33 protein-coding genes are annotated in these 26,840 nt (G+C 66.3%); 16 read left to right on the top strand and 17 right to left on the bottom strand.

Features of this window, described 5'->3' with window-relative positions:
- Nucleotides 1-509: aldo/keto reductase (locus tag A9W95_RS20495; RefSeq protein ID WP_172826671.1), on the bottom strand; the 509-nt coding region annotated here is incomplete at its 3' end.
- A gap of 57 nt (nucleotides 510-566) precedes the next feature.
- Here A9W95_RS20495 and A9W95_RS20500 point away from each other — a divergent pair.
- Complete coding sequence (locus tag A9W95_RS20500; protein ID WP_067416982.1) at nucleotides 567-1,070, top strand: DUF1990 family protein; 504 nt, start codon at nucleotides 567-569, stop codon at nucleotides 1,068-1,070.
- Between the two features lie 10 nt (nucleotides 1,071-1,080).
- Here the strand turns inward: A9W95_RS20500 and A9W95_RS20505 are convergent, their stop codons facing one another.
- Nucleotides 1,081-1,527, bottom strand: a complete 447-nt coding sequence (locus A9W95_RS20505) for a DoxX family membrane protein (protein WP_067416984.1) — start codon at nucleotides 1,525-1,527, stop codon at nucleotides 1,081-1,083.
- 92 nt (nucleotides 1,528-1,619) lie between these two features.
- Between A9W95_RS20505 and A9W95_RS20510 the strand changes: the two genes are divergently transcribed.
- Complete coding sequence (locus A9W95_RS20510) at nucleotides 1,620-2,309, top strand: metalloregulator ArsR/SmtB family transcription factor (protein WP_067416987.1); 690 nt, start codon at nucleotides 1,620-1,622, stop codon at nucleotides 2,307-2,309.
- On the opposite strand, the gene A9W95_RS20515 is transcribed toward A9W95_RS20510, so the two are convergent.
- From A9W95_RS20515 to A9W95_RS20535, 5 genes are all read right to left on the bottom strand, one after another.
- Nucleotides 2,287-3,237 (bottom strand): nitronate monooxygenase family protein, encoded by a 951-nt coding sequence (locus A9W95_RS20515; RefSeq protein ID WP_067416990.1) that lies wholly within the window; start codon nucleotides 3,235-3,237, stop codon nucleotides 2,287-2,289. The two genes, A9W95_RS20510 and A9W95_RS20515, sit on opposite strands and share 23 nt — an antisense overlap.
- Before the next feature lie 2 nt (nucleotides 3,238-3,239).
- A complete protein-coding gene (locus tag A9W95_RS20520; RefSeq protein WP_067416993.1) occupies nucleotides 3,240-3,584 on the bottom strand; it encodes a cupin domain-containing protein in 345 nt (114 codons plus the stop codon).
- A gap of 13 nt (nucleotides 3,585-3,597) precedes the next feature.
- Nucleotides 3,598-4,023, bottom strand: coding sequence for a hypothetical protein (locus A9W95_RS20525; RefSeq protein WP_067416996.1), 426 nt, complete (start codon nucleotides 4,021-4,023; stop codon nucleotides 3,598-3,600).
- Nucleotides 4,020-4,673 (bottom strand): metalloregulator ArsR/SmtB family transcription factor, encoded by a 654-nt coding sequence (locus A9W95_RS20530; protein ID WP_156746312.1) that lies wholly within the window; start codon nucleotides 4,671-4,673, stop codon nucleotides 4,020-4,022. Before A9W95_RS20530 ends, A9W95_RS20525 begins: the two co-directional genes overlap by 4 nt.
- 102 nt (nucleotides 4,674-4,775) lie before the next feature.
- Entirely contained in the window at nucleotides 4,776-5,711 is a 936-nt protein-coding gene (locus A9W95_RS20535; protein ID WP_371328099.1) for an alpha/beta fold hydrolase, read from the bottom strand.
- Between the two features lie 399 nt (nucleotides 5,712-6,110).
- Between A9W95_RS20535 and A9W95_RS20540 the strand changes: the two genes are divergently transcribed.
- Together A9W95_RS20540 and A9W95_RS20545 are read left to right on the top strand one after the other, a co-directional pair.
- Complete coding sequence (locus A9W95_RS20540; RefSeq protein ID WP_082983233.1) at nucleotides 6,111-7,436, top strand: fatty acid desaturase; 1,326 nt, start codon at nucleotides 6,111-6,113, stop codon at nucleotides 7,434-7,436.
- A 168-nt stretch (nucleotides 7,437-7,604) separates the two neighbouring features.
- Nucleotides 7,605-7,826, top strand: a complete 222-nt coding sequence (locus A9W95_RS20545; RefSeq protein ID WP_172826672.1) for a hypothetical protein — start codon at nucleotides 7,605-7,607, stop codon at nucleotides 7,824-7,826.
- Here the strand turns inward: A9W95_RS20545 and A9W95_RS20550 are convergent.
- Genes A9W95_RS20550 through pcaH form a run of 3 tightly spaced genes read right to left on the bottom strand, consistent with a single transcriptional unit; the run spans nucleotide 7,823 to nucleotide 10,339 of the window.
- Nucleotides 7,823-9,046, bottom strand: a complete 1,224-nt coding sequence (locus A9W95_RS20550) for a lyase family protein (RefSeq protein ID WP_067417008.1) — start codon at nucleotides 9,044-9,046, stop codon at nucleotides 7,823-7,825. The two genes, A9W95_RS20545 and A9W95_RS20550, sit on opposite strands and share 4 nt — an antisense overlap.
- Nucleotides 9,043-9,600: a protocatechuate 3,4-dioxygenase subunit alpha gene (gene pcaG / locus A9W95_RS20555; RefSeq protein WP_067417052.1), complete on the bottom strand. Its 558-nt coding sequence runs from the start codon at nucleotides 9,598-9,600 to the stop codon at nucleotides 9,043-9,045. The genes A9W95_RS20550 and pcaG overlap by 4 nt, the downstream gene beginning before the upstream one ends.
- Before the next feature lie 16 nt (nucleotides 9,601-9,616).
- Nucleotides 9,617-10,339: a protocatechuate 3,4-dioxygenase subunit beta gene (pcaH, locus tag A9W95_RS20560; protein WP_067417055.1), complete on the bottom strand. Its 723-nt coding sequence runs from the start codon at nucleotides 10,337-10,339 to the stop codon at nucleotides 9,617-9,619.
- Nucleotides 10,340-10,444: 105 nt separating this feature from the next.
- Here pcaH and A9W95_RS20565 point away from each other — a divergent pair, with 105 nt between their 5' ends.
- On the top strand, nucleotides 10,445-11,215 hold the full coding sequence (locus A9W95_RS20565) for a bifunctional 2-polyprenyl-6-hydroxyphenol methylase/3-demethylubiquinol 3-O-methyltransferase UbiG (RefSeq protein ID WP_067417058.1): 771 nt from the start codon (nucleotides 10,445-10,447) through the stop codon (nucleotides 11,213-11,215).
- On the opposite strand, the gene A9W95_RS20570 is transcribed toward A9W95_RS20565, so the two are convergent.
- Both A9W95_RS20570 and A9W95_RS20575 read right to left on the bottom strand, forming a co-directional pair.
- On the bottom strand, nucleotides 11,216-11,701 hold the full coding sequence (locus tag A9W95_RS20570) for a hemerythrin domain-containing protein (RefSeq protein WP_067417011.1): 486 nt from the start codon (nucleotides 11,699-11,701) through the stop codon (nucleotides 11,216-11,218).
- On the bottom strand, nucleotides 11,698-12,657 hold the full coding sequence (locus A9W95_RS20575) for a Rieske 2Fe-2S domain-containing protein (protein ID WP_067417014.1): 960 nt from the start codon (nucleotides 12,655-12,657) through the stop codon (nucleotides 11,698-11,700). Before A9W95_RS20575 ends, A9W95_RS20570 begins: the two co-directional genes overlap by 4 nt.
- 265 nt (nucleotides 12,658-12,922) lie before the next feature.
- Between A9W95_RS20575 and A9W95_RS20580 the strand changes: the two genes are divergently transcribed.
- The 6 genes from A9W95_RS20580 to A9W95_RS20605 all read left to right on the top strand — a co-directional run bounded on the left by A9W95_RS20580 (nucleotide 12,923) and on the right by A9W95_RS20605 (nucleotide 17,544).
- On the top strand, nucleotides 12,923-14,248 hold the full coding sequence (locus tag A9W95_RS20580; protein ID WP_067417016.1) for an aromatic ring-hydroxylating dioxygenase subunit alpha: 1,326 nt from the start codon (nucleotides 12,923-12,925) through the stop codon (nucleotides 14,246-14,248).
- Complete coding sequence (locus A9W95_RS20585) at nucleotides 14,245-14,763, top strand: 3-phenylpropionate/cinnamic acid dioxygenase subunit beta (RefSeq protein WP_067417019.1); 519 nt, start codon at nucleotides 14,245-14,247, stop codon at nucleotides 14,761-14,763. Before A9W95_RS20580 ends, A9W95_RS20585 begins: the two co-directional genes overlap by 4 nt.
- Nucleotides 14,760-15,038, top strand: a complete 279-nt coding sequence (locus A9W95_RS20590) for a dihydrodiol dehydrogenase (protein ID WP_067417022.1) — start codon at nucleotides 14,760-14,762, stop codon at nucleotides 15,036-15,038. The genes A9W95_RS20585 and A9W95_RS20590 overlap by 4 nt, the downstream gene beginning before the upstream one ends.
- Nucleotides 15,022-15,828, top strand: a complete 807-nt coding sequence (gene hcaB, locus A9W95_RS20595; RefSeq protein ID WP_067417025.1) for a 3-(cis-5,6-dihydroxycyclohexa-1,3-dien-1-yl)propanoate dehydrogenase — start codon at nucleotides 15,022-15,024, stop codon at nucleotides 15,826-15,828. Before A9W95_RS20590 ends, hcaB begins: the two co-directional genes overlap by 17 nt.
- Nucleotides 15,825-16,559, top strand: coding sequence for a class II aldolase/adducin family protein (locus A9W95_RS20600; RefSeq protein ID WP_067417027.1), 735 nt, complete (start codon nucleotides 15,825-15,827; stop codon nucleotides 16,557-16,559). The genes hcaB and A9W95_RS20600 overlap by 4 nt, the downstream gene beginning before the upstream one ends.
- Before the next feature lie 160 nt (nucleotides 16,560-16,719).
- Nucleotides 16,720-17,544: a polysaccharide deacetylase family protein gene (locus tag A9W95_RS20605; RefSeq protein WP_067417061.1), complete on the top strand. Its 825-nt coding sequence runs from the start codon at nucleotides 16,720-16,722 to the stop codon at nucleotides 17,542-17,544.
- Nucleotides 17,545-17,552: 8 nt separating this feature from the next.
- On the opposite strand, the gene A9W95_RS20610 is transcribed toward A9W95_RS20605, so the two are convergent.
- A complete protein-coding gene (locus A9W95_RS20610; RefSeq protein WP_067417063.1) occupies nucleotides 17,553-18,341 on the bottom strand; it encodes an IclR family transcriptional regulator in 789 nt (262 codons plus the stop codon).
- 65 nt (nucleotides 18,342-18,406) lie between these two features.
- Nucleotides 18,407-20,044 (bottom strand): acyl-CoA synthetase, encoded by a 1,638-nt coding sequence (locus tag A9W95_RS20615; RefSeq protein ID WP_067417030.1) that lies wholly within the window; start codon nucleotides 20,042-20,044, stop codon nucleotides 18,407-18,409.
- 107 nt (nucleotides 20,045-20,151) lie between these two features.
- On the opposite strand from A9W95_RS20615, the gene A9W95_RS20620 reads away from it, so the two are divergent.
- A complete protein-coding gene (locus tag A9W95_RS20620) occupies nucleotides 20,152-20,835 on the top strand; it encodes a DedA family protein (protein ID WP_067417033.1) in 684 nt (227 codons plus the stop codon).
- On the opposite strand, the gene A9W95_RS20625 is transcribed toward A9W95_RS20620, so the two are convergent.
- Nucleotides 20,808-21,422 carry a TetR/AcrR family transcriptional regulator gene (locus tag A9W95_RS20625; RefSeq protein ID WP_067417036.1) on the bottom strand — a complete coding sequence of 205 codons (615 nt, stop codon included), beginning with the start codon at nucleotides 21,420-21,422 and terminating at the stop codon, nucleotides 20,808-20,810. The two genes, A9W95_RS20620 and A9W95_RS20625, sit on opposite strands and share 28 nt — an antisense overlap.
- A gap of 155 nt (nucleotides 21,423-21,577) precedes the next feature.
- On the opposite strand from A9W95_RS20625, the gene A9W95_RS20630 reads away from it, so the two are divergent.
- On the top strand, nucleotides 21,578-22,015 hold the full coding sequence (locus tag A9W95_RS20630; RefSeq protein WP_067417039.1) for an anti-sigma factor antagonist: 438 nt from the start codon (nucleotides 21,578-21,580) through the stop codon (nucleotides 22,013-22,015).
- Here A9W95_RS20630 and A9W95_RS20635 read toward each other — a convergent pair.
- A complete protein-coding gene (locus A9W95_RS20635) occupies nucleotides 21,967-22,653 on the bottom strand; it encodes a TetR/AcrR family transcriptional regulator (protein ID WP_156746315.1) in 687 nt (228 codons plus the stop codon). The genes A9W95_RS20630 and A9W95_RS20635 overlap by 49 nt on opposite strands.
- Nucleotides 22,654-22,873: 220 nt before the next feature.
- On the opposite strand from A9W95_RS20635, the gene A9W95_RS20640 reads away from it, so the two are divergent.
- Nucleotides 22,874-23,977: a glutamate--cysteine ligase gene (locus tag A9W95_RS20640; protein ID WP_067417043.1), complete on the top strand. Its 1,104-nt coding sequence runs from the start codon at nucleotides 22,874-22,876 to the stop codon at nucleotides 23,975-23,977.
- A 17-nt stretch (nucleotides 23,978-23,994) separates the two neighbouring features.
- Here A9W95_RS20640 and A9W95_RS20645 read toward each other — a convergent pair whose 3' ends face one another.
- Entirely contained in the window at nucleotides 23,995-24,762 is a 768-nt protein-coding gene (locus tag A9W95_RS20645) for a sulfite exporter TauE/SafE family protein (RefSeq protein WP_371328100.1), read from the bottom strand.
- 164 nt (nucleotides 24,763-24,926) lie between these two features.
- Here A9W95_RS20645 and A9W95_RS20650 point away from each other — a divergent pair, with 164 nt between their 5' ends.
- Both A9W95_RS20650 and A9W95_RS20655 read left to right on the top strand, forming a co-directional pair.
- Nucleotides 24,927-25,958, top strand: coding sequence for a nitronate monooxygenase family protein (locus tag A9W95_RS20650; RefSeq protein WP_067417066.1), 1,032 nt, complete (start codon nucleotides 24,927-24,929; stop codon nucleotides 25,956-25,958).
- 15 nt (nucleotides 25,959-25,973) lie between these two features.
- On the top strand, nucleotides 25,974-26,762 hold the full coding sequence (locus tag A9W95_RS20655; RefSeq protein ID WP_067417049.1) for an MBL fold metallo-hydrolase: 789 nt from the start codon (nucleotides 25,974-25,976) through the stop codon (nucleotides 26,760-26,762).
- Nucleotides 26,763-26,840 lie beyond the last annotated feature (78 nt).

The following is a 26,840-nucleotide window of genomic DNA, read 5'->3' on the forward strand; positions in this document are numbered from 1 at the left end:
AGCTGGTCGACGTCGACCTCGGACAATCCGATGTGCCGGATCTTGCCTTCGTCCTTCAGTTTCACCAGCTCACCGATCTGGTCTTCCAGCGAGAAGTTCTTGTCGATGCGGTGCAGCTGGAACAGGTCGATGGTTTCCACGTCCAGTCGCCGCAGGCTCATCTCGCATTCCTGGCGCAGGTAGCTGGGATTGCCCAGCGGCACCCACACGTCCGGCCCGGTCCGCAGCAAGCCGGCTTTCGTGGCGATCACCAATCCCGAATACGGATGCAGCGCCTCGCGGATGATTTCCTCGGAGACGTACGGACCGTAGGAGTCGGCGGTGTCGATGAAGTTGACCCCGAGTTCGACGGCGCGCCGCAAGACCCGCACGCATTCTTCCCGGTCGGCAGGTGGGCCCCACACTCCCTTGCCGGTGAGGCGCATTGCGCCAAAACCCAGTCGGTTGACCGTCAAGTCCCCGCCCAGAGTGAAGGTTCCGGATGCTCCTGCGACTGTTTGTGTGGTCATTTCACAGACCGTACGCCGCCCCTCGGTGATCTGCTGTGCGCGTGGCAAGCTGAGCGGATGGACCTCGACGCGTTGGCCGAGCTGCCGTTGACCTATTCCGAAGTGGGAGCCACGGCCTCCGGTCGGCTGCCCGCCGGTTACGCCCACCTGCGCGTGTCGGCCCAAATCGGTTCTGGCCGAGAGCGTTTCGAACAAGCCGCCAATGCCGTCCTGCACTATGGCATGCAGCATGGGGCAGGTCTGCGAGTGCAGGCCAGTTCTGACGTCGCCGTGGTCTCGGCCATCGTGGTGGTTCGAATGTTCGGTGTTGTGAGTGCGCCGTGCCGGGTGGTGTACGTCGTCGACGAGCCTGACGAGCGGGGATTCGGCTACGGCACGCTGCCCGGGCACCCGGCCTCCGGAGAAGAGCGGTTCGCGGTCCGCTACGACGCGAGCACCTCCGCGGTGTACGCGGAGGTGTCGTCGTTTTCCGTGCCCGCCACCTGGTGGGGCAAGTTGGGCAAACCGTTCATGCCGATTGCCCAACGCGTGATCGCCAAGCGGTATCTGCGCGCCCTGTGACTTCGACGGGTCAGCGCGCCGCGATGGTGCGGTCGTGCACGCCCTGCGCCAGCCGGCCCAGTGCGACGGCCCCCGCCAGCAAACCGAAGTCGCGCAGCGCCACGTCGTAGAACCCCGGTCCGGTGACCAGATCCACGATGATCCCCGCCAGCCAGGCCGCGACCACCCAGGCGCCGATGCGCGGCGCGACCGCGACCAGAACACCGGCCGCGATCTCGATCACGCCCACCACATACATACATTGATCGGCCGTACCGGGCACCAGTCCGTCGATCCAGCCGGCCAGATACATGCTCCAGTGATGCGGATGGGTGAGCAGGTTGAAGAACTTGTCCAGCCCGAACAGGATCGGCGCGACGGTGAACACGGTGCGCAGCAACAGGTACGCCGAATAAGCCGGGTCTCTCAGCTGGGCCGAGAAGGGCCGAGCGGTGACGGTGTCATGTCGAGTGGCCATGGCTTCTCCTTTTCTAACGAATAATAATTTGTACGTTAGAACCGCTAGAATGTAGCGTCAAGTGTTTTGTCCGTTAGAAGTGGGTCGCCGACATGGATGTGCAGCGGGACGCCTCCGGCATCGGAGCCCTGGCTGATCCGGTTCGGCGCCGGCTCTACGAATTCGTCTGTGGACAACGCGATCCGGTGAGCAGGGAGCAGGCCGCGGACGCCGTCGGCATCCCGCACCACCAGGCGAAGTTCCACTTGGATCGGCTCACCGCCGCGGGCCTGCTGGAAACCGACTATGGACGGCTGACCGGCCGGACCGGCCCCGGCGCCGGGCGTACCGCCAAGCTGTATCGGCGCAGCCCTCGCGACATCTCCGTCAGCCTTCCGCAACGCGAGTATGAGCTTGCCGGCCGGCTGATGGCCGCGGCCATCACCCGGTCCACCGCCAGTGGGCAGCCGGTCGCCGAAGTGCTCAGCGAGGTGGCCCATGACTACGGACGCAGCATCGCCGCGACCGCCGTCGCGCCGGCTGACCGCGCTGCGGCTCTCGACCTGGCTGTGCACCTGTTGGCGAAGTACGGCTACGAACCGCGCCGCGACGACGGCGAAGTCCAGCTGGCCAACTGCCCGTTTCACGCACTGGCACAGGAGCAGACCGAGCTGGCCTGTTCGATGAACCATGCGCTGATCACCGGCGTGGCCGATGCGCTGGCACCGTATGGCCCCGAGGCGCAATTGCGGCCCGGCCCGGACCGGTGCTGCGTGGTGCTCAGCCGTCACACCACTGCCTGAGCAAGCTGGAGGCGCCCGCGCACATCTGCTCGATGACCTCTGCCACGGGTGCGTCGTCACGAATCATGCCGACGCCTTGCCCGGCGTCGACGGGCGCGACACTCATATCGTTCGTGGCCACCGAGGCGGCCAAGTCGTCGCGGGCGCCGTGGTCGGCGGCCAACGCCTCCTCGTTGCCGGTCCACCGTTCGACGAAGTCGTTGGCCAGGACGCGCGACGGAAACCGGGCCGGCCACGGCAGCCCGGCGGCGACGTCGAAGACCCGAGTGGTCCGGGTGTCGGTTTCGCGAGCCGCGATCAGCTTCCGACGGCTTTCCTCACCCGTCAGCGCCTCCGGGCATGCCGCGAGCCGGGTGCCCACCCATGCCCCGCTGGCGCCGGCGGCTAACACCGCGGCCAGACTGCGCGGCGAGGCAATGCCGCCACCAGCCAGCACCGGTAACTGCACGGCGTCCAACACGGCGTCCAGCAACGGCAGCGTCCCGAGGCGGTTCTCTCCGTGGCCGCCACCTTCGGCCCCGCGGGCGACCAGGACGTCGACCCCCGCTTCAGCCGCCCGGCGCGCACCAAGGCTGTCATAAACCTGTGTGGCAGTTGTTATTCCGGCGTCGCGGGCTGGTTCGACCCAGGACAAATCGTCGCCGAAGCTGACCGAGAGCAAGGCTGGACGCGCCGCCAGGGCGTCTTGCAACAGCCCGACCTCCTTGCGCATCACCCAGTCCACCAGGCCGATACCGAACCTGCCGGTGACGTGTTGCAGTTGAGCTGCCAATGTCGCCCGGGTGGCAGTGCTCCCCATGCCCACCATGCCCAGTCCGCCGGCAGCGGCGACCGCGGCGGCCAGTCGTCCGCCCGCGACCCCGCCCATGGGGGCGTTGACAATTGGTACGCGTAGACCGAAGCTGCGCGACCACGCCGTGGCGAGCACTCCTAGTGCGCGTCCGGCTGCGCCTTGAGCACGGTCAGCATGACCACAGCGTCCTCGACGGCGTGTAGCGCGTGCCGCTGGCGCGGGATGGCGACGTAGTCACCGGCCTGCCCCTCCCAGGTGTCGTCACCGGCGGTGAGACGCACGCGCCCCTGCAGCACTTGCAGGGTGGCTTCACCGGGGCTGTCGTGTTCGGACAGGTCGTGGTCGGCCAGCAACGCCACCACGGTTTGACGCAGTTCGTGGGTGTGGCCGCCGTGGATGGTGTGCGCGGCGCGCCCGCTGTGCGACTTGCCGGCCTCAGCCAACTTCTCCGCAGCCAGGTTGGTCAGTGAAATGGAATCCATCAGGTGAGTCCTTTCAGCGGTTCAGTAGCAGTATTCCCGCTGCCACCAGAGCTACCACCTTGACCACTTCGAAGCCGACGTAGGCGTAATGGGCGTGCGAGCGGGGCGCGTCCAAACCGGCGAGCACCTTATCCGACCGGCGCGTCAGGCGGGGCCGCACGGCAATCAACTGAACGGCCAATGCGGCGAACGCGACACCGAACGCCACAATGACGGCCACCGGCGTAGGCCCGGCTGCCGCGAGCGCACCGACGACGAGGGCAAAGACCACTTCGACGGTGTTGAGTGCCCGGAAGACCAGCCGGCCAATGCCCAGACCGATCTGCAGCGTCACGTTTGGTGCCCGAAACTTCAGCGGCGCTTCGAGAAACGAAATTGCCAGCACCATGCCCAGCCACACGAAAGTGACGGCGATTTCGATGCTGCGCCCGGTGCTCACTTCGCGGCCCCCGCCGGGGTCAGGTGGGCCAGACACAGGTCGGGCTCCGCGAACGCGTCCAACCGCTCGACGGTGACGGGCGCGGCCCATTGGTCCAGCGCCCCTTGCATGAGACCCAAATGGATCGAACACACGATGTGCGGACGAATTTCCGCGAGCTCTAGAAATGGGCAGTGCCGCAGTCCAATTCGATCTTCGCGGTCGGATTCGGGGGCGAAGCCGAGCCCGTCGAGCACCGCAACGAGCTGGGCGATCGCCGCATCGGTGTGGGCAGCGTCGCCGGGCGGGGAGTGCAGCCCACTCCCCCACGCCCGGCCCGCGTTGAGCGCCATGGTAGCCGAATCCTGTTGCGCTGCAAGGCTTGCGGTAAGGACTTCGGCGAGGACGCGGTAACTGCGGGTGCCACCCCGATCCATCTGCCGAACGGCACGGAACATCGCCGGCGGCCGCCCCGGCCCGCGCTGGGCGGGTTGCACGCGCTCCACCTGACCGGCACTGACCAAGCTGTCGAGATGGAAGCGGACGGTGTTCGGGTGCACCCCCAATTCGTCGGCGATCGCGACGATGCCCAGGGGGACGCGCGAGGTCCGCAAAGCACGCAGCACCGCCCGGCGGCGACCGCCGGAGTCTGACGCTGGCGTGCCGCTCATGTTCTGGGCGGCTTCCCCATCGCACATCTCATGCCGGAGAATTTACACAAGGGTGACTGTAAAAATAACCGGCGCCGCGCGTACGCCCCAGCAATCGGAGGTCTACCGGGAGGCCAGTTCGCCGGTGGGTATTTCGGGTTCGGTTCGGGCGCGGCGGTCGTGAAGCTGAGTGAGCCGGTTGACCCACGACTCTTCTGAGTACTTGAACGGAGCCGTGGAGGACAGAAATGCCTGCATCGACGAAAGTATTTGAGCGCTGGCGGTCTCGTGGGGATAGTGTCCGGCGCCGGCGATCTCGACGGTGATGGCTGCGGGGACCCGGTCTGCGAACCCGCGGTGGTGGTGCGGCGGGATTGTGGTGTCGTCGGTGCCCCAGGCCACCAGGACTGGAACGCCGTGGAGCAGATCGGTTTGGCGTTGCGCGCTGACCGCCTGCCCTCGCCAGTCGATCACCGAACGGGCGGTGCGAAGAAATGCGGTCCGTCGCTTGCTGCCGCGCAGTCCGCGCAAGAGACCGGCCAGGAGGCTCGCATCGGGTCCGGACAGGGTTTTCGGTACCAGCGCCAGGGCGCGGTTTGTCACTGCGGGCGGGATCGCGCTCAACGCGGCGATGACGGCGTCAGCGCCAGGCAACGTTGCCGCACGCAAGGCGAAACTCACCTCCGGACCGAGTCCGCCGCTGCCGATCAGGATTAGCCGGTCGACGCGTTCGGGGAATTGATAGGCCGTCTGCAGAGCGATGCCGCCGCCCAGGCTGTGCCCGACGAGTGAAAAGCGGCGATGGCCCAGCGACAGCAGCAGATCCCGCAGCGCACATGCATGCGCGCCCAGCGAGTAGTCGCCGGCAGGCGGATCGGACTCACCGTGGCCGGGAAGGTCCGGCGCGATGACCGTATGCGTACGGGCCAGGGTGCCGATGAGGTGCCGCCATGTCCCCCGGTTACCGCCCAACCCGTGAATGAGTAACAGTGCGGGGCCGTGACCCGCGATGGTGTATGCGATGGAACCGCCGGTCAGATCGACTCGGTCCTCGTGAATGGGGTGGGCAGAGGCGGCCTGGCGCGCGCCTGAAGTTCTGCAGAGGGCGTTGATGGCTGCTCCCGTTCTCGGCGATGAGGCATCAGTGCGCTGATGGCCTATGACAGTCAGCCGATGGCGCAAGCACGTCCTGCCGGCTGAAAAATCGACCGTCGGAGGAATACCCGGTGCCCGCCGATTCATCAGTGATGGCCGCCACTGTCGGCTTGAGTCGGCACGCTGGAAGTTGGGTTTCTCAACGCCCCCCGACGCGTGTGTCGGCGAGTCCGTGTGCGGCGAGTTTTGCGGCCTTGTGCAAGGGTACTTCTTTGGGGAATCTGCGCCCTTGCGGCACCGTGCCCATCTACGTGCGTTCCGTCGACGAGGACGGTGCTGCTTACAAAGCGAGGACATTAGGTAATGGCGATCTCAGACGTCGCACAGTACGCGCATCTGAGCCCAACGGATGTCCAGGCGCTCGGCTCTGATCTTGACGCGATCCGCCGTGACATCGAGGTGTCTCGGGGCGCACGTGACGCGGCGTACATCCACCGCACCATAGCGTTTCAGCGGGTGCTCGAGGTGGGGTCGCGCTTGGTGCTCGGCGTCAGCCGCTCATGGGCCGGCTGGGCGATAGGCACGGCGTCACTGGCCCTGGCCAAAAGCGTTGAGAACATGGAGATCGGCCACAACGTAAGCCACGGTCAATGGGATTGGATGAATGACCCCGAAATCCACTCGAATACCTGGGAGTGGGATATGGCTGGGATCTCTTCGCAGTGGAGGTATGCGCACAACTACCGCCATCACGTGTTCACCAACGTGCTGGAGATGGATGATGACCTCGGCTTTGGGTTCATGCGACTCACTCGTGATCAGCCGTGGGAACCCCGGTATCTGCTACAGCCGTTGCGAAACATTCTCTTGGCGTTCACATTCGAATGGGGCATTGCTTTACACGACCTGCGCGCCGCGCAGGGCCAGGTGTCGGCGACTCCCAAGGGAGCGCTGTTGACGAACGCGCTGCTGCGCAAGACTGCACGCCAAACCGTCAAAGACTATTTCCTGTTTCCGGCGCTGAGTGGCGCACGGTGGCGCCGGACCCTGGCGGCCAACGCGACTGCGAATGTACTGCGCAACCTTTGGGCCTACATCGTGATCTTCTGTGGTCACTTCCCCGACGGGGCCGAAAAGTTCACCGCCGATGTCGTCGAGGAAGAAAGCAAAGCGCAATGGTACTTACGTCAGATGCTGGGTACGGCGAACTTCCAGGCGGGTCCTGTGTTGGCCTTCTTGAGCGGCAATCTGTGCTACCAGATCGAACACCACTTGTTCCCAGATCTCCCGAGTAACCGCTACGCCGAGATCGCCGGGCGGGTACGGGCATTGTGCAACCGCTATGACCTGCCCTACACCACCGGGTCACTGCCACGCCAATTCTGGTTGACGATGCGGACTCTTCACAAATTGGCGCTACCCGACCGCTTCTTAACCGCCACGCCCGATGACGCGCCGGAAACCGCGTCGGAGCGGAAGTTCCTCGTCACGGCAGCGCCGCCGGCCGTGAGGGCAACCGACCGGTCACCGGCGCGGCGAAGCGGTTTGCGTACCGCGTTGCGCTACCGCGCACGTATGACCGGCGAGCGGCATGAGGTGTTCAAAGTGTCCCGTCAGTATCGAATAAAACCGCCGCCCGGCAACGGACGAAAGCACGCAAACCCCAAACTCACTAGCACCAAACGATAGACTCCGTCCCGTCGCCCGCAGCGAACTCGGCGCCGTGTGCTCCCTTGGCCGGAAATCAATCCGCAATCCGGACGTGATAAAACAACAACCTGACACCCGTAAGTTGGCTGCGGCGGTTGCCGGCTCAACACAGGGAGATTGACGAGTATGGGTGGAGTCCCAGCTGAATTGACCGATTCCGACGTCGAGCATTTAGCTTGGGAGTTTCTCCAGTCAGGATATGTCGGCACCACGTTCGCCAATTGGTCGCTTGATCGACGCCTCGAGAAGTTCCTGCGGCGCAGCAGCCTGTCGCGGGTTGCCGACAACGGTGATCATTTCAATATCGTGCTGGATCGAATCATGACTTACCTGGCGGGCCGGTCCCCGCTGCGCGCCATTCGCGTCTAGCGGGTAAGCACCCGCTCGGCGCGTTGGAGGCTCTCGTCCACCAGATGGCCGGACGCGCCGAAATACGTTGCTGACGGCGGGCTTCCGACCAGATCGGCAATAGCGCGTTGCTCACCGCCCACGTCTGCGGACGCCAGGTTTGTGCTCATCCGCTCGGCGTGGACCTTTAGTCCGGACAGCAACTCGCTGCATTGAGAACCGGCGGTCACCGTACGCCGTGCCAGCGTCCGCAGGGTGTCCCACTCGACATGCCATGCACCGTCGGGGCGTTCGTCGTTAGCCAGCGCGGCCGCGGTGTGCAACGTCGCCGCCAGTGCAGGGGCCGCGATGGCGGCTCGCCGGATCAGGATGGAAAGCACGGGGTTGCGCTTGTGCGGCATGGACGACGATCCGCCACGGTGCTCGCCGGCCGGTTCGTCCAGCTCTGCGATTTCGGGGCGCGCCAGGGTGACGACGTCGGAGGCAATACGGCCCCAGCAGTCGGTGCATCGGACCAACGATTCGGCGGCGGCGGTGATCGGTGTGCGCGTCGTGTGCCACGGCAGCCGTAGGTCCAACCCCAAGTCTGTTGTCGCACTTCGTATCAGGCGATCGGCGACCACCTCCGGATCGCGCGTGCCGGTGAGCAGCGTCGCCATTTCCGTTGTCGCCGCCCACGTTCCCGCGGCGCCGCCGAATTGGGCGGGCGTAGCCAGCGCGGCGAGGCGGTCGTAGGCGTCGAGGACGCCATTGAGCCAACCGGCAGCTTTCACACCGAAAGTGGTGGGTGCCGCGTGCTGGGTGAGGGTTCGCGCTACCATGGGTGTGCTCCGGTGTGCCCGGACGAGCACTGACAGTGCCGAAATCTGTTCGACGAGTTGGGTAACGACGTCGTTGGCGACATTGCGGACGCCGACCATCAAGCTGGTATCGATGACGTCCTGACTTGTCAATCCGCGATGAATCCACGGGCCGATGGCCGGAATCGCACGCTGGCGCAACAGCGAGACCAATCCGATGACGGGGTTGCCGCCGTCTTCGGCGGTGACCGCGAGTACATCGCGGTCATTGGGGCCTACGAGATGCCACAGGTCAGCGCCGACGCAATCGGCCGGGGCCAGGCCGGCGCCGGCCAGCGCTCTCAGCCATGCGGACTCGACCGCGACCATCGACCGCAACAACGCTTCATCGGTCATGTGCTCGCCGGCCCGTTGCTCTCCCGGCCACAGCAAGTTACTCATCGTCGGTCATCCCGGAGGTCCAGGAACACGGTCTCATGCTCGCCCTGCAAATGGATGTCGAAACGCAGTGCGGGGCGGCCGCAGTCGTTGTCGGCGGAACAGACCAAGGTGGCGCGTCGTGCGGGAGCGACGCGCCCGGAAACGGGGTCGGCGGCCAGATCCTCCTCGGTCAGGTAGGCACGGGTGAACAAGTGATGCAACAGTCCCCGGGCGAAGACGGTGACGGCGAAGAACCTCGGCCGGCCGGGGGCCACTGCGCCCGGAGAAACGGTGGTGAAGCCGTAGCGCCCATCGGCATCGGTGGCCGCTCTGCCCCATCCGGTGAACGTCCAACCGTCGCGCCGCATCGATCCGAAGGCGCGGGAGATCCGTCCGGCGGTGTCAGGTTGCCAGATCTCCACCAACGCGTCGGGCACCGCGGCGCCGGCGCCGTCATAAACGGTGCCGTACAACCGGATCGCGCCGGGATACGCGTCGCCGACCAGCTCACTGTCGCGTGGATACGACAGGCCCAGGCCGAAGAAGGGACCTACCGTTTGCGCCGGGGTGCACACCAATTCACCGCTGAGATCAGTCACCGCCGCCGCCTTCGGCCGGAGTTTGCGCACTGCCGGACAACACGATGTCCCACCGGTAGCCGGTCGCGTATTCCGGTTCGGACAGGTCGTGGTCATAGGTGGCGATCAACCGTTGCCGCGCAACAGGATCGGCGATCGATTGGTAGATGGGGTCCAAGTCGAACAGCGGATCACCGGGAAAGTACATCTGGGTGACCAGCCGTTGGGTAAAAGCGGTGCCGAACAGTGAGAAGTGAATGTGCGCCGGCCGCCAGGCGTTGTGGTGGTTGCGCCACGGGTACGGGCCGGGCTTGACGGTCTTGAAGCGGTACGATCCGTCGGCCTCGGTCAGGCAGCGTCCTACGCCGGTGAAGTTGGGGTCCAGCGGAGCGGGATGCTGATCGCGCTGGTGCCGGTAGCGGCCGCTGGCGTTGGCCTGCCAGATCTCGACCAGTTGGCCCGCCACCGGCCTGCCGGATCGGTCGAGCACCCGGCCGGTCACAAGAATGCGCTCCCCGATCGGTTCGCCCGGATGCCCGCACGTCAGGTCTGCGTCGGCGGGGTCGACGTCCTGGTGCCCGAAACACGGTGCCCGGCGTTCGATCTCGTCGGGGTCGACGGACAGTAGCGGGTTTTCCGGACAGCGCAGGGCGCTGCTGCGGTACGGCAGGTAGTGCAACCGAGCCTGGCCGCCGTGGTGACCCCAGCGCTGAAGGTCAGCCGCGATGGCGGCCATTTCTGCGCTGATTTCGCCTTGTGACGCAAGGCGCTGCGGTGCGGCCTCCACGAACCGTGAGGCTACTCTGGTGCCGCCGAAGGGGGGACGCATAGCGTGAACGCCATGCCGCGCGACTACGTCTACGACCCCGCGTTCGCCGAGGAGCGCACCCGGCTGTCCGGCATGGAGAGACTGTGGGATCCGGGGACCCAAGCGTTGCTCGGTGAACTCGGCGTCGGAGACACGGACAAGCGTTGGCATTGCCTGGAGGTCGGCGCCGGCGGTGGTTCACTGTTGCGCTGGCTGACCGCGCGGCGCGCCACGGTGGTGGCCGTGGACATCGACACCCGCTTCATCGAGGCCTTGGCCGGCGACACGATCGACGTTCGGCGCCTCGACATCCGCACCGACGACTTGCCCCGCGACGAGTTCGATCTGGTGCATGCCCGGCTGGTCCTCGAGCACCTGCCCGACCGCGGGCAGATCATCGACCGCCTGGTAGCTGCGCTGCGCCCCGGGGGCTGGCTGGTCATCGAGGACTACGACTGGACGCCCTTCGGCTTCGAGGGCCAGGACGCACAGCTGCAGCGGGCGGCCGACGCCGTTCTCGCCTTCATGAAACGCGCCGGCTTCGAGCCGCATTATGGCCGCCGCGTGGTGGCCGACCTGGCAGCCGCTGGCCTGAACGAGGTGCGCGGCGAGGGACGCTGCTGCGTAATCGATTCCAGCACACCGGGATTCGAGTTCTTCCGGCTGTCCTTCGAGAGCCTGCGCAGCGTCGTCGTCGACGCCGGGCTGTTGTCCGCCGCGGACGCCGATGCGGTAGCGGCTCGCTTCGACGAAGACATCCGCATCTTGACGCCGATCATGATGGCCGGGATCGGCCGTCGCTAGCTAAAGGGCGCGTACCAGCGCCGCCCTGCCCTTGGTGCGAAGTTTATGCAACGTCGACCCGCGCAGCTCTTCGATGCGGGCGGCCATCTTGTTGCCCAGCTCCTCCAATTCGGCGTCGGTGATCCGCACCGAGGGCGGCGCGGGAATCATGTCGCGTTCCTCCTCGTCGGCGTGCGCCTCGAGCACCGTCTTGAACGAGTTCCACTCGTCTTCGTACCGCGGCGAGCTCTGCGGGGTGCGCAGCAGCACCGAGAGCTGGTCGACCACCTGTCGGTGCTCGGCATGAGCGATCGCGATCAGTTCGCTGGCCGCTGCCAAAGCGGGGTAGTACAGGTCGTCCTCGATGCGGAAGTGGATGTCCAGCTCCATCAACATCTCGTCGAAAAGGTTGTGCCGCTCTTCACTGTTCACCGGCGCCTCACTCACCTTGCGACCCAGTCCTTTGAGCACGACGTGGTGTTCTTTGAGAACCTCGTAGGCGTTCACTTGGCCACTCCATCCCGGCTTGTCAGTGCGTGGTCACCACGCACTTCGATGATTCCGTCGACCACTCGAGCCTCGTAACACGGCAGCGGGGCCGTGGAGGGGCCGCGCAGCACCTCCCCGGAGTCCACGTCGAACCGCGACCCGTGCCATGGGCACACCAGCCGGCCACGGTCCACCCAGCCGTCGGCCATCGGGGCGGCCAGGTGCGGGCAGAACTCACCGAACGCCGACACCTCGCCAGGCTCGGTTTGGCATACCACCAGTCCGACACCGTCGACCTCGACTCGGACCGGTTTGCCGTTCAGCGCACTTGCCGGCAGCACCGGCGTCCACTCTTTGCGGCGCAACCGCTGACCGGACTGGTCGATGCCGATCCCGGACTCGAAAACCAGTGCCCCACCGAGGTAACTGCCGCCGAGCGTCACGCCGTACCCCAGCGCGCTGGCCGCGATCGCGCGCAGCCGACGGCCACGGCGACGGTCCCACCAGGACAGGGCGTAGAGGGCGGTTGCGGCGGTGTTGACAACGCCGTGCACCAGACCGACGCGACGGTCTTTGTCGTGGGTGTGCTGCCAGTCGGTCACCCCGGTCACCGCGGCGCCGAGGCTCGCAACGATGCCCAGCCCTAACGAGCGCGACGCGAATTGTGCGGCTTGCGCGTTCTCGACGGCCGGCCGTCCCGGAAGCAGGCTCATTGCGTCCAACGCCACCGTCGTGCCGAGCGCTCCGCTGGCGAAAGAAGCCAGCGGCGGGTGTACCGGGTGACCGAGCCACACCCCGTTCAGCGCATTGGTCACGCGATCGCGCGCGCCACCCAGCCCGTTGTAGGCGAAGCTGAGCAGGTGCTCCAGGCGATAACTGGGCCGATCGAGCCACTCCTGGCGCCCGATGGCGCCCAGCACCCGCGGACCCAGCTTCTCCGTTCGACTTTCGGCACCTCGGGACCGATTACCCATGACACCAGCCCTTCCCCACTGTCGCGTTACGCGCACCGATCGCCATCGCCCTCCCGGTCAATTCACGATCACGAGCGCGGCTAGGTTCACCGTAACGTCGTTGCGCATGCGCAATTTGTGAGCGAACTGTGAGTCAGCCACCGGGCTGCTGAATGCACGAGGCCTGGGGCAATCGCCCGATTGACCGATCGAGCGCCGTCGGCAATTCTGTTCAGCAGAACAATTTTCTGCTGAGCAGACGCGGCGATACGGGGATGCGAGTGCGATGACCGACCACAGCGAGGTCTTCGGCAACGTGCGCCGCGGCATGATTCCGGCTCACATCTACAACGACGCCGAGTTGTTCGCGTTGGAGAAGGAGCGCCTGTTCAACCGGGCTTGGGTGTTTGTGGCGCACGAATCCGAGATTCCCCAGGATGGCGACTACGTGGTGCGCCGGGTACTCGACGACTCGTTCATCATCGCCCGGGATTCGGGTGGCACGGTACGGGCGCTGTTCAATATGTGCCTGCATCGCGGCATGCAGGTATGCCGCGCGGAGATGGGCAACGCGTCCAATTTCCGCTGCCCGTACCACGGCTGGACCTACCGCAACGACGGCCGGCTGACCGGTCTGCCGTTCCACCGGGAGGCCTATGGCGGCGACGACGGGTTCGCCAAAGGGCAGACCCTGCTGCCCGCACCGAACATCGGCAGTTACAACGGGCTGATCTTCCTCAACATGAACCCCGACGCCGAGCCGCTCGAGGACTTCCTCGGCGACTTCCGGTTTTACCTGGACTTCTACACCCGCCAAAGCCACCAGGGCTTGGACGTGCGGGGACCGCAACGATGGCGCATCAAAGCCAATTGGAAGATCGGCGCGGAGAACTTCGCCGGCGACATGTACCACACGCCACACACGCACGCGTCGATCGTCGACATCGGCCTGTTCCGCGAACCGCGCGCGCAAAAGCGCAAGGACGGCGCCACCTATTGGACGGACTGTGGCGGCGGAACGACCTACAAGCTGCCGCCGGGTGACTTCACCGAGCGCCTGCGTTACGTCGGCTATCCCGACGAGATGATCAGCCGCATGCACGGCCTGTGGAACCAACCCCAACGGCAGATGGTGGGCGAAGACGGCTTCATGATCTCGGCCGCCACCTGCTTCCCCAACCTCAGCTTCGTGCACAACTGGCCGAAGCTGCCCAACAGCGAACAGGTGGTGCCGTTCATCTCCATTCGGCAGTGGCAGCCGATCAGCGAGCACGAAACCGAGGTGTGCTCGTGGTTCGCGGTGGACGCCGCCGCCCCACCGCAATTCAAAATCGACTCCTACAAGGCGTATTTGATGTGCTTCGGCTCGACCGGCATGTTCGAGCAGGACGACGTGGAGAACTGGGTGTCCCTGACCACCACCGCGGGCGGCTCAATGGCCCGGCGCCTGTTGCTCAACAGCCGGATGGGTTTACTGCCCGACGACTCCCCGGTGATCGAGGACCTGCCACCCGAGCTGTTTCACGGGCCGGGACGCGCACAGGTCGGATACAACGAGTACAACCAGCGCGAATTGCTCAAATTATGGGCGCAGCACCTGGCGGCAACATGACGAAACCATTGCCGTTCAACGACATTCGGCACCTGCAGGCGCATCAATTTCTCGTTGACGAGGCTTACCTGCTGGACGCTCAACAATACGAGGCGTGGCTGGCGACGCTGACCGACGACGTGCACTATGTGATGCCGGTCCGGGTGACCACGGCCCGGGGCGCCGGATTCGACACCTCGCCCGGCATGGCGCATTTCGACGAGGACAAGTACTCGCTGACCCAGCGCGTCGCCCGCTTCGCGACCGAGCACGCCTGGACCGAGGACCCCCCGTCGCGGCTGCGCCACTTCATCACCAATGTGCGCACCTTCCTCGGCGCCGACGACGCTCATCTGGTCGTGCAATCGGCCGAGTTGTTGTTCCGCAGCCGCGGCGACGTCAACGACAGCGCGTTGGTGTCCTGCGGCCGGGAAGACCTATTACGCTGGTGCGACGATGGCTGGAAATTGGCCCGGCGCACAATCATTGCGGACGAATCGGTGTTGCGTATGCAGAACTTGGCGGTGTTCTTGTGACGGACGACCTCGCTCAGCTCCTGGCTGGCGCTGTCGGCGAACCACTAATCGTCGCAAACGAATTCACCGAGGTCCAGGTGCGCCGGGTGAATACGCGCAACGGCGCCCGGCTGTTGATCACCGCGCCGAAAAGTGGGTGGTGGATCAGTCTGGATGCGCTGGAAGTCGAGGCATTGACCTGGCAGAACACTCGTACGCTGGCGGCCATGGTCGGCAATCCGCAGATTCCGCTGCTGCCCGGCGAGCCGGAAGGACCCGATGACCGGATGGCTTGACAGCAAACGCGCCCTGATCGTCGGCGCCGGGTCGGGGATCGGCCGTGCCGTGGTCGACGCGTTCCGCGCCGAAGGCGCGAAAGTGGCGGTGCTGGAACGCGATCCGGAGAAGTGCCGTCAACTGCGCAAGCAGATCCCGGATATCCCGGTCATCGAGGGCGATGCCGTCACCCGTGCGGCCAACGACCGCGCCGTGCGCGCCGCGGTCGATACCTATGGCGGCCTGGATACGCTGGTCAACTGTGTCGGCGTCTTCGACTTTTACCGAGGCCTCGACGACATCGCGGCCGACGACCTCTCCCCCGCGTTCGACGAAATGTTTCGCACCAACGTGCTCAGCCATCTGCAGTCGGTCAAGGCGGCGATACCCGAACTGCGCGCGGCGCAGGGATCTTCGGTGGTGCTCACCGAGTCCGCGTCGTCGTACTACCCGGGACGCGGCGGCGTGCTCTATGTGTCGTCGAAGTTCGCGGTGCGCGGCCTGGTCACCGCGCTGGCGCACGAGCTGGCACCCGACATCCGGGTCAACGGCGTGGCACCGGGCGGAACGCTGAACACCGACCTGCGCGGTCTGGCTAGTCTCGGCCAGGACAGTACCCGCCTGGACGAAACCCCCAATCGGGCACGCGAGGTGGCCGCGCGCAGCCCGCTCAACGTCGCGCTGTCCGGGAAAGACCACGCGTGGAGCTTCGTCTACCTGGCCTCCGACCGGTCCCGCGGCATCACTGGAGAAACCGTCCACCCCGACGGCGGATTCCGCCTCGGTGCGTCAAAGTCGGCTCATCCGTGACCGATTCGCTGGACCAACAACGTGCGCTGGTCGCCCAAGCGTGCCGAGTCGCCGCGGCCCGCGGTCTGGTCGACGGCATCCTCGGCCACCTGAGCTTGCGGATCGACGACGACCATCTGCTGGTGCGCTGCCGCAGTGACGACGACACCGGGGTGGCATTCACCCGCCCCGCCGACATCCGGTTGGTCAACTTCGACGGAACCCCGGCCACCTCAGGCGAACTCGACGGATACCGCATCCCCAACGAGTTTCCCATCCATGCCGAGACGCTCCTGGCCGACGCGCGGCATCGGGCGGTCGCACACCTGCACCCGCCGGCCGTCGTCGCGGCCGACCTGGCCGGCATCGCGATCCGACCCATCTACGGCGCCTACGACATTCCCGGCGCGCGATTGGCCCGCGGCGGAGTACCCGTCTATCGGCGGGCTGTGCTGATTCGAAACGCGGTGCTCGGCAAAGAGATGGCGGCTGCGATGGGCGGCGCGCCGGTTGTCGTCCTGCGCGGACACGGCATCACCAGCGCGGCCCGAAGTGTGCCGCAGGCGGTGCTGCAGGCGATCAGCGTCAACGAAGTCGCGCGCATGTCGTTACAGGTGCGCGCCGCCGGTGGCACCTTGCGTGACATCGACGAGGCCGATTGGGAGCATCTGCCCGACCTGGGCAACGCGTTAACCGCCGAGGCGGCCTGGCGGCACGAAGTGGCCCGACTGGGCGCCCCGCCAGTTCTATAGCTCGATTCGCGCGCAACGAATGCGTAACGCTCTGGCAGCCAACCGATTTCGCCGGTTCATCGGGAGCCGACACGAAGCGGATATGCCGTATTTGCTTCGATGGCGGTCCTACCCTGGGCAAGTCTTTCGACTAGACCCGAGGAGTACGCACGTGGGTGAACTGGACCGGCGACGCTTCCTGGTCGCGGTGGCCGCGACCGTGGCCGTCACCGGGATCTCGTGGTACGGCGGAGCGCCCGCGGACTGGGTGGCGCGTGCCGACGTGTCCGGGCCGAAACCCGCGACCCCGCCGCTGCCACCGTTACTGCCGCCACCACACCCGCGATCGCGAGTTCCGTTGCCCGGTGGCAGCGTGCTCAAGAAGCTGCCTGGTCAAGGTGACCTGCTGGCATGGACGGTCGACGACGGCGCCAACACCGAGGTGGTGCGCGCCTACACGCAATTCGCCAAGGACACCGGGGTGCGGCTCACTTACTTCGTCACCGGTTCGTACCACTCGTGGACCGACAACGTCGCCTTACTCAGACCGCTGGTGGACTCGGGCCAGATCCAACTGGCCAACCACACCTGGTCACATCCCGACTTGACCATGCTGACGGCTCGACAAGTCGCAGACGAGCTGCGCAGTACTGATGTCTTCCTGCGCAATACCTACGGCGTCGACGCCGCTCCCTACTTCCGGCCGCCGTTCGGCCACCACAATCCCCTCGTCGACACGGTGGCCGCTGATCTGGGTTACCAGGTCCCGACACTATGGTCCGGTGATCTGAGGGACTCTGCACTGCTCTCCGACACCCAGCTATTCACGACGGCCTACCAGTCGTTCACACCACAGAACATCGTGATCGGCCACCTCAACCACCCGACGATCACCCACGTCTACGGACAACTGGTGGACATCATCCGGTCGCGCAACCTGCGCACTGTGACCCTCAACGATGTTTTCCTGCGACCGGCCAGTCCGCGCCGCACCACCGGCGGCTGAGCGAACAGTCAACCCAGTTGAGCGCCAATGCCTTTGGCCGCGTCGACAAGTGCGGCCACCACCGCGGCATAGGACGATTCGTCCAGCCGGTTGCACGGCGCCGCGGCGTTCAGGGCCAACCGCAAGCCCGGTGCGCGGGTGGGGATCGCAACGGCGACCGACGCGACGCCCTCCTCGCTCTCCTCCCGGTTCAGCGCATATCCACGCTCCCGGATACGGGCAAGTTCGGCTTCCAAGGCGGCGCGATCACCGATCGAATGAGGGGTGATCCGCGTCAGCTCCACCGACGGAAGTAGTTGACGCACCTCGGTTTCGCCCAGCTGGGCCAGCAAGACCTTGCCCGTCGAGGTGCAGTGCGCAGGCATGCTGCGTCCCAATCGGGAGGCCACTCGCACCGCGGCCGGACCTTCTACCGCGGCGATGAAGCGGACGTTGGCGCCGTCGAGCATTCCGACGTGAGTCGTTTCGCGCAGCCGCTCACTGAGTTCCCGCAGGATGGGCGCCGCGGTCCGGGGAACGTCGATGCGGCCGAAGATGGCAAAGGCGACGCTGGTGAGCGCCGGGCCGGGCAGGTACGCCTTGGACGCCGGATCTTGTCGCACGAATCCTCGATAGCTCAGCATCGCCAGCAGTCGGTGCGCGGTCGATGAGGCAACACCCAGATACCGGGTGGCCTCACTCAACCGAATCTCCGGGCGTTCCCCGAGCAACAGCAGCAGCTTGAGCGCGTTGTCCACCGACTCGATCGGATACTGCGGGACAGGCGGATCGACAGCCGGCTGCACCTCCTTCGGCATGACAGCGACCGTACCGATGTTGGGCGCCGAATCGGCAACGAACCTGCGTCGTTCGGTCGGCTCGGTCACCGCTGCCGTGCCGCTTGCGCTTTCGCCCAGCGGTAGTCGGCCTTGCCGGACGGTGAGCGCTGCACCTTGTCGCAGAAGATCACCTCTTTGGGCAGCTTGTATCGCGCGATATGGCGCCCGGCCTCAGCGAGGACTCCGGCAGCGTCGACGTGCGCGCCCTGCGCTAATTGCACGATGGCCACCACCTCACTTCCCCAGCGGGCGCTGGGCCGGCCGGTGACCACCACGTCATAGACCGCGGGGTGTTCGGCGATCGCCGCCTCCACCTCTTCGGCGAAGATCTTCTCGCCACCGGAGTTGATGGTCACCGAATCCCGGCCCAGCAACTCGATTTGGCCATCGGCATGCCAGCGCGCCCGATCACCGGGGACGGAGTGCCGAATCCCCCCGATGACCGGGAACGTCCGCGCCGTCTTCTCCGGGTCACCCAGATAGCCCAGCGGGATGAGACCCTGCTGCGCCAGCCATCCGATCTCCTCGTCACCCGGCGCCAAAATCCGCGACAGATCCGAGCTGACCACCACCGCCCCGGGATTCGGGAGGAATTTGCCCGACGCCGGCTGCAGGCGCGAGGACACCTGGCCCATCTGGCTACCGGACTCCGAGGACCCGCCGGCGTCCAGAATCGTTACCTGGGGCAGCAATTCGACGAACCGCTGTTTGATCGGCGCGCTGAGCGCTGCCCCGCCGGTGATGACCGCCACCAAACCGGACAGGTCGTAAGCACCCCTGGCCAGCTCCTCCACCAAGGGCCTGCCGAAGGCGTCACCCACGAAGGACAAGGACATCACGCGTTCTCGGCTGGCCAATGCCAGGGTTTCGGCCGGGTCGAAGTGGGTGGTCGTCGCCGCCATGACAATGGGGCGGCCGCCGCAGATCGCCAGAAACGCCGCCCACTGCGCCGCGCCGTGCATCAGCGGCGCCGCCGTCATCGACCCCGGTCCGGCGGTGCGTGACCGTGCCACGATCTCGTCGAGCGTGGCCACCACGTCGCCGCCGCCGAAGCTCCGGCCCCCCATTGCGTTGACGTAGATGTCGTGCTGGCGCCAGAGCACGCCCTTGGGCATGCCGGTGGTGCCGCCGGTGTAGAGCACATAGAGGTCGTCGGGTGACAGCGGGAGGTCGAGTGGTTCGTCGGACTCGGCGGCCAGCGCGTCCTCGTAGCGGACCGCGCCGGGCAGCGGCTCGTTGCCGGATGCGTCGTCGACATGGATCAAGCGTGGCTGCCGCCCGTACTTGCCCAGCGCCTCGGCGAGTGTCGGCGCGAAGCGGGCGTGGTACATGACGGCGTCGGCGCCGGCGTTGTCCAGCAGGTACACCAGTTCGTCTGCGACGTAGCGATAGTTGATGTTGAACGGCGCGACCCGGGCCTGATAAGCCCCGATCATCGCCTCAAGGAACTCGTTGCAGTTGGCCAGGTACAGCCCCAGATGGCTCTGCCCGGATTCATAGGGCGCCAACTGCGCGCGCTCCCGAGTGGCGCCCATCCCCCACCCGTGCAGCACCCGGGCGAATCGCCGGGCCCGCTGGTCGGTCTGAGCGAACGTGAACCGACGGTCTCCGAACACGATGCAGTCCCGATCCGGATTGGCCTCGGCGACCGCCGTGAAGACTTGGGCAAGGTTGAATTCCACTGCGCCTCCCCGATGATCGGCGTTGACCCGGCAACGTCATGACCCTATCGGCAACCAAGGCGCGGCAATGATGCGCACATTCGCCATTAGTCAGGCATCCTTTACGCATGGACGTCGAGGCGCTATTGCAGACGATCCCCCCTCTCGCGGTGTACTTGCTGGTCGGCGGTGTGGTCGGTGTCGAAAGCCTCGGCATTCCGCTGCCCGGTGAGATCGTGCTGGTGAGTGCCGCACTGATGTCGTCACATCACGATCTCTCGGTCAACCCGGTCGGTGTCGGAGTGGCCGCGGTGATCGGCGCCGTGGTGGGTGATTCGATCGGCTACTCGGTGGGTCGCCGATTCGGCATGCCGCTGTTCGACCGGCTCGGCCGCCGTTTCCCCAAGCACTTTGGACCCGGTCACGTCGCGCTGGCCGAGCGGACCTTCGAACGTTGGGGTGTTCGGGCGGTTTTCTTCGGCCGGTTCATTGCGCTGCTGCGAATCTTCGCCGGTCCACTGGCCGGCGCGTTGAAGATGCCCTATCCACGATTCCTTCTTGCCAACATCTCCGGCGGAATCTGTTGGGCCGGCGGCACCACTGCGGCGGTTTACTTCGCCGGTATCGCCGCCGAACGGTGGCTGCAGCGGTTCTCCTGGATCGCGCTGGTCATCGCCCTCATCTGCGGTGTCACCGCGGCGATCTTGCTGCGGGAACGCACCTCTCGCGCCATCGCGGAATTAGAGGCCGAGCACTACCGCAACGCCGACAACAGCGAGCCGGATCAACCCGCCACCTCGTCGGCTTCCTGAACGGGCCGGTGCTGCTCGATTAGGACCCGCGCCATCGACTGGGCACGCATCGCGGCATCGGCGTCACCGACGGCCGCCATGATGATGGCGCCCTTCATCAGAATGTGCCACGACCAGGCAAAATCCTGCACATCTGCCAACCCCGCCGCCGCCGCGCGCCGACGCACGACATCGCGGACCTTATCGATGTGCGCGATACAGGCTTGGCCGATGGGATGGTCGGCGCCAACCTCGAGCAGCACGTTGGTGAAAGAGCAACCTTCGTAGCCGTCGCTGTTGCGAATCCAGTCGTGCAAGACATCGAAGATAGCCAGCAATTGTGCTTCCGGCGTGGCGCCGCGCTGCTCGGACTGCGCCTCGATCAGGTCGTGGGTCCACAGTTGCTCACGCCGCTCGAGCACCGCCAGGACCAGGTCGTTCTTTGTTGCGAAGTGCCGGTAGAGGGTTGCTTTGGCGACGCCCGCGCGCTCGATGACTTCCTCGGTGCCCACCGCGCGTATTCCCCGTCGACTGAACAGGTCGTAAGCGGCCACCAGTATCCGCTCGCGAGCAGGCACTACAGGCGTGATCTCGTCAGGCGATGCCATAACCAGCCTCACCGTACTCTTAGCTGCCCTACGTAGACAGACCGCCCTGTCTTGTTATAGAACTGAGACTCACAGGGCGATAAGTCTGTCTGTCTTCAGCCCCGCAGGACGGGCATCCATCGCGGCGATACACGCCAGCCGATTAGGAGTGCACGATGAGCCTGGTCATTGCAGAGTCCTTCTCCACGCACCTGACCCTCAGCACACGGTTGGTCTACGAGCTCGGCGACCCCCGCAGCACGCTGCGGGCGACCACCGACCGCACCGGCGAAGCGGTGCTGATCCACGCCGGCGGAGAGATCGACGCGTGCAACGAGCACACGTGGCGGCACTTGGTCAGTGAGGCCGCCGCCGGAGTCACCCTGCCTGGCATCTTGGTCGTCGACGTCAGCGACGTCGACTTCATGGGCTGCTGCGCGTTCGACGTCCTGGCCGACGAAGCACATCGGTGTCGTCGTCGCGGCGTCGAGATGCGCCTGGTCAGCGCGGCACCGATCGTGGCGCGCATCGTGGCGGCGTGCGGGCTGAACGACACCTTGCCCATCTACGCCACGGTCGATGATGCGCTTGCCGCCCCGACCCCGCGCTGGTGACCGCCGACGGCCACTAATTCCCGTCCGGCATTCGTCGGCGGCCCCACGGACAGCACCGACCGCACCGCGGCGCGCAGGTAGTCCCGCATGACCGGCATGCTGTAACGCTTGCCCCGGACTGCGATCCACTTCGGCAGATCGACGATGCAGGTCGCCACGAGATCGACGGCGTCGTCGTCGCCGCGGCCCCACAGCCGCTGCGCCAACTGCGTGATGAGTGCCGCGAGTTCGCGCTGCAGGGCAGCCAACTGGTCGGCGACATCGCGCGGCATCGGTTGAGTGACCACCTCGTTGCGGCCCACCGTCAGCAACAACGCCGCCGACCCCGGATACATCTCGGGGTAGATGAGCGACGTCTCCGCCGCGGCGTGAACCGCCTCTCGCGGGTCGGCAGCGGACCGTTCGTGCGCCTCGTCGACCGCACCGGCCAGCAGCGACAGAAAGCGCCGCTCCGCGCGGATCCGCGCGCGTCCCAGCAGCCCGCCGCGCGATTCGAACGTCCGATAGATGGCGCCGTTGGACACGCCGGTGGCCTTGGTGAGCGCCCGGATCGTCAGCGCGTCAGTGCCATGCTGGGCAACCAACTGTTCGACCGCGTCGATCACGTAGTCGGGGTCGTACAACCGAGGACTTGACACAGCTTCGTTACTCCTAGGGACCAGCATTGTGCGCGCTATGCGCGCGGAACCGGAGAGATGCCCGACATCGTCACGGTTTGGTTCAGTCATTTTCTCGAACGGATCTGCTCACCACAGCAAAATCGCGAAGTTCACCGAAAGGCGTCATGCTCGGTGAGTGATCGGCCACACCGCAGCGGCGGCGTGGTTTGCCACGTCCGGCCAGGGGTAGCTTGCGCATATGAGCCCCGGGTCCTCCCACAGCGACCTGCCCACTGTCGGCGTCGAGGAGGAGTTTCTTCTCGTCGACCCGCAGACCGGCGAACCGGCTCCCCGCAACAAGGAAGTGGCTCAGGAGGCCGAGCGCCGCGGCGCCGAACTGCAGGTGGAGCTGAGCAGTTGCCAGGTAGAGACCACCTCCCAGGTGGTGGCGACGACGGCCGAACTGCGCGACGAGCTCACCCGATTGCGGCGCGCCACCGCGCAGGCTGCCGAAGCCGTCGGGGTACAGCTGCTGGCCTTAGGTCTGCCGCCAGTGACGCCCCACCGCTTCCCCGTCACCGACACCGAGCGGTACCGGCGGATCGGAGAGCAGTACGGCATGGTTGCTCACGAGCAAGGCATCTGCGGTTTCCACGTACATGTGCAGGTTCCCGACCGTGCGGCGGCCATTCACGTCAGCAATTGGCTGCGGCCGTGGCTGCCGGTTTTGCTTGCGCTGTCGGCCAATTCGGCGCTGTACCGCAATTCCGACTCCGGATATGCCAGCTGGCGCAGCATTCTGTGGCGTCGCTGGCCCGTCGCGGGCGCCCCGCCGCACTTCGAGTCGCCCGAGGAGTACGACCGCACGGTGCAGATGCTGGTCGACACGGGCATGATTCTTGATCCGGGCATGGTGTATTGGGATGTGCGTCCGTCGGCGAACTTCCCGACCGTCGAGGTTCGGGTGGCCGACGTCCCCGCGACGGTCGCCGAATCGGTGCTGTTGACCACGCTGATTCGCGCGGCGGTGATGACCGCACTCGAAGAGCGTGACCGCGACTTGCGGCTGCCGCCCGCCGCTCTGCGGGCCGCGTATTGGAAAGCGGCGCACGACGGGTTGTCCGGCCACACCCTCGATCTGGTCGATGGACGCGGTGCCGTGCCGACTCGCGACCAGCTGAACACGTTGGTGCGGCGCACCCGCCCGGCGTTGGAGGCGCTCGGTGAATACGACTATGTGCTCGCCGAGCTCGACCGGGTGAGCGTCGAAGGCAACGGTGCGATGCGGCAGCGCCGGGCATGGCAGCGGCGCGGTGAGATGATGGACGTCATCGCCGAGGCGGCAGCAGCCATGCTGAGCTGAAAGCCATTGGCGTGACTTCAGATTGTCATCAATCGATACAGCCCGATGGCCCCGACCACGACGATGGTGGCGCGCAGCGCGTTCGGTGACAGCCGACGTCCATAACGCGCGCCCAGTAGTCCTCCTACCCAGGAACCGAGGGCGATCACGCCGGCGACCGGCCAGCTGATGCGGTCGAAGGCGACCAACGTATAGCCAACCGCGGCAACGATATTGACGACGAGCGCCAGCAGGTTCTTCGCCGCGTTCATCCGCTGCACCGACTCGGGCAACAAGGCGCCCATCACGCCGATCAGCAAGATGCCTTGGGCGGCGGTGAAATAGCCGCCGTACACGCCGACCGCGAACGTGCCGGAAACCAATGCCGCCATCCGCCCCGGCGAGATGTGGTCGACCGAGCGCCCGGCCTGTTCGGCGCGGCGGCGGGCCCACGCCTGGATCCACGGTCCGACCACCACCAAGACCAGCGCCAGCACCAGCAGGGCGGGCACCACCTCGGCGAAGACCTGCTCGGGCAGGTGCAGCAGCAGGAAAGCGCCCACCGCCGCGCCGGCCAGCGACGCCGGGATCTGCCAGCGCAACCGATCCCACTGACCGCCCAGTTCGTCGCGGTATCCCCAGGTGGCTGATACTCCACCGGCTACCAGACCCACGGCGTTCGACATGGTCGAGGTGACCGGCGGATACCCAAGGGCGACCAAGGTGGGGAAGGTGATCAACGTGCCGGACCCGACCAGGGCGTTGATTGCGCCGGCGGCGAACCCGGCGAGTCCGATCAAAGCCAGGTGGGAAAGCGACACGTCGCGAACCGTAGTCCCACCGCACCCGCGGCTGCCAACTTCGTGATAATTCACACTTAACACTGGTCGAAAACAGGTCGTGGACTTACGTTTCGGGCCAGGGTTGAGTAGACGCTGCACGGTGTTGAAGTCGATCGATGGAGGTCGCCATGCACAGCACCCTGACCGGGTTGGGGTTGAGGATTCCGGTGCTGGCCGCACCGATGGCCGGCGGTCCCACCACCCCCAAACTCGTCGTCGCGGCCGCCGCGGCCGGCAGCCTCGGCTTCGTCGCGGCCGGCTACAAGACACCCGACGTGCTCGCTGAGCAGATCGCCGAAGTCCGTTCCGCCGGTGTGCAATTCGGCGTCAACGTGTTCGCGCCCAATCCGGTCCCGGTGGACGCGGAGGCTTACGCGCGATACCGCCGCACCATCGCGCCGGAGGCCGAACGCTACGAAGTCGACCTCGGCCGGGTGCCGATCACCGAGGACAACGACTACTGGCAGGAGAAGGTCGACCTGCTGCTCGCCAACCCGGTGCCGGTGGTCAGCTTTACCTTCGGTGTGCCCGAGGCGTCGGTGATCGCGGCGCTGAAGAAGGCGGGCAGCGTCGTCGCGCAGACGGTGACCTCGGCGCCCGAGGCGCAGCTGGCCACCGAGCGCGACGTGGACGTGCTGCTGGTGCAGGCGTCCGCCGCCGGTGGTCATTCCGGAACCCTGACTCCCGAGCGGTTACCGGCCGAGGTTGCGCTGCCCGAGTTGTTGAAGGAGGTGGCGGCGGTGACGTCGTTGCCCTTGATCGGAGCCGGCGGCGTCGGTACGGCCGACGATGTCGCCGCCGCCCTCGGCGCGGGCGCGGTTGCCACCGCGGTCGGCACGGTCCTGGTCTGCAGTCAGGAAAGCGGCACGTCGGCGCCCTACCGGCAGGCACTCGCCGCTCCCGGCCCACGCACGACCGTCGTGACCCGCGCGTTCACCGGCCGCCCCGCCCGGGGCCTGACCAATGTCTTCACCGATCGGTACACGGCGCTGGCGCCGGTTGGTTACCCGGCGCTGCATCACTTGACCAGCCCGATCCGTAAGGCGGCCGCCGCGGCCGGTGACGCCGAACGGATCAATTTGTGGGCCGGCACCGGCTTCCGTCACGCGCGAACCGATCCCGCGGACCGGATCCTGACCGACCTGGCCGCGAAGGCCTGAGGCATGGGGCACCGAGTGGATGCGCAGCGACGCGACTGCGCGATCAGCGTGCTGGGTGGCCCGACGACCGTGGTGGATATCGCGGGCCGCAGGCTCGTAATGGACCCCACCTTCGACCCGCCGGGTGAACATGCTTACTTGACCAAGCTCACCGGTCCGGCCGTCGAGGCAGAGGCGTTGGGAGCGGTCGACGCGGTTCTGATCAGCCACGACCAACATCCCGACAATCTCGACGACGCCGGTCGACGACTGGCGCTGGCAGTACCGCTAGCCCTCACCCACCCGGGCGCCGCCGGACGGCTGGGTCCGCCCGCTCACGGGTTGACCACCTGGGCCTCGTATGAATTCGTCGGGGGCGCGGGACCCCTTGTGGTGCAAGCCGTTCCGGCCGTGCACGGCCCGGCCGACGGACAACGCGACGCCGGCGGTTACGTCAACTGCGAAGTGACCGGATTCGTGCTGTCCGGCCCCGGTCTACCCACCGTCTACCTCAGTGGCGACAACGCCTCCATCGCCGCGGTGCAGGACGTGGTGAGCCGCGTCGGCCCGGTAGATATCGCGGTGATCTTCGCCGGTGCGGCGCGGGTTCCGAGCAAAGAGCGGGGCCGTCCGCTGACGATGACCGGGGCGCGCGCGGCCGCGGCGGCCGAGTTGCTCGGTGCCACGGTGGTGATCCCGGCCCACGTCGACGGCTGGGCGCATTTCAGCGAGGGCGTCGACGACTTCGTAGGCGCCTTCGACCAGGCGGGAATCGGAGGCGTGTTGCGGGTCGCCGACAACGGCGAGTGGATCGACTTGGCTTAGCCGATCCACTCGGCCGCTGAGGCGCTTATCCGCCGCCCGGGTAGACGCCCGGCAGGCCCGGCAGATTCTGCAGTGACG

The sequence above is a fragment of the Mycobacterium sp. 1423905.2 genome (genome assembly GCF_001673155.1).
Lineage (GTDB): Bacteria > Actinomycetota > Actinomycetes > Mycobacteriales > Mycobacteriaceae > Mycobacterium.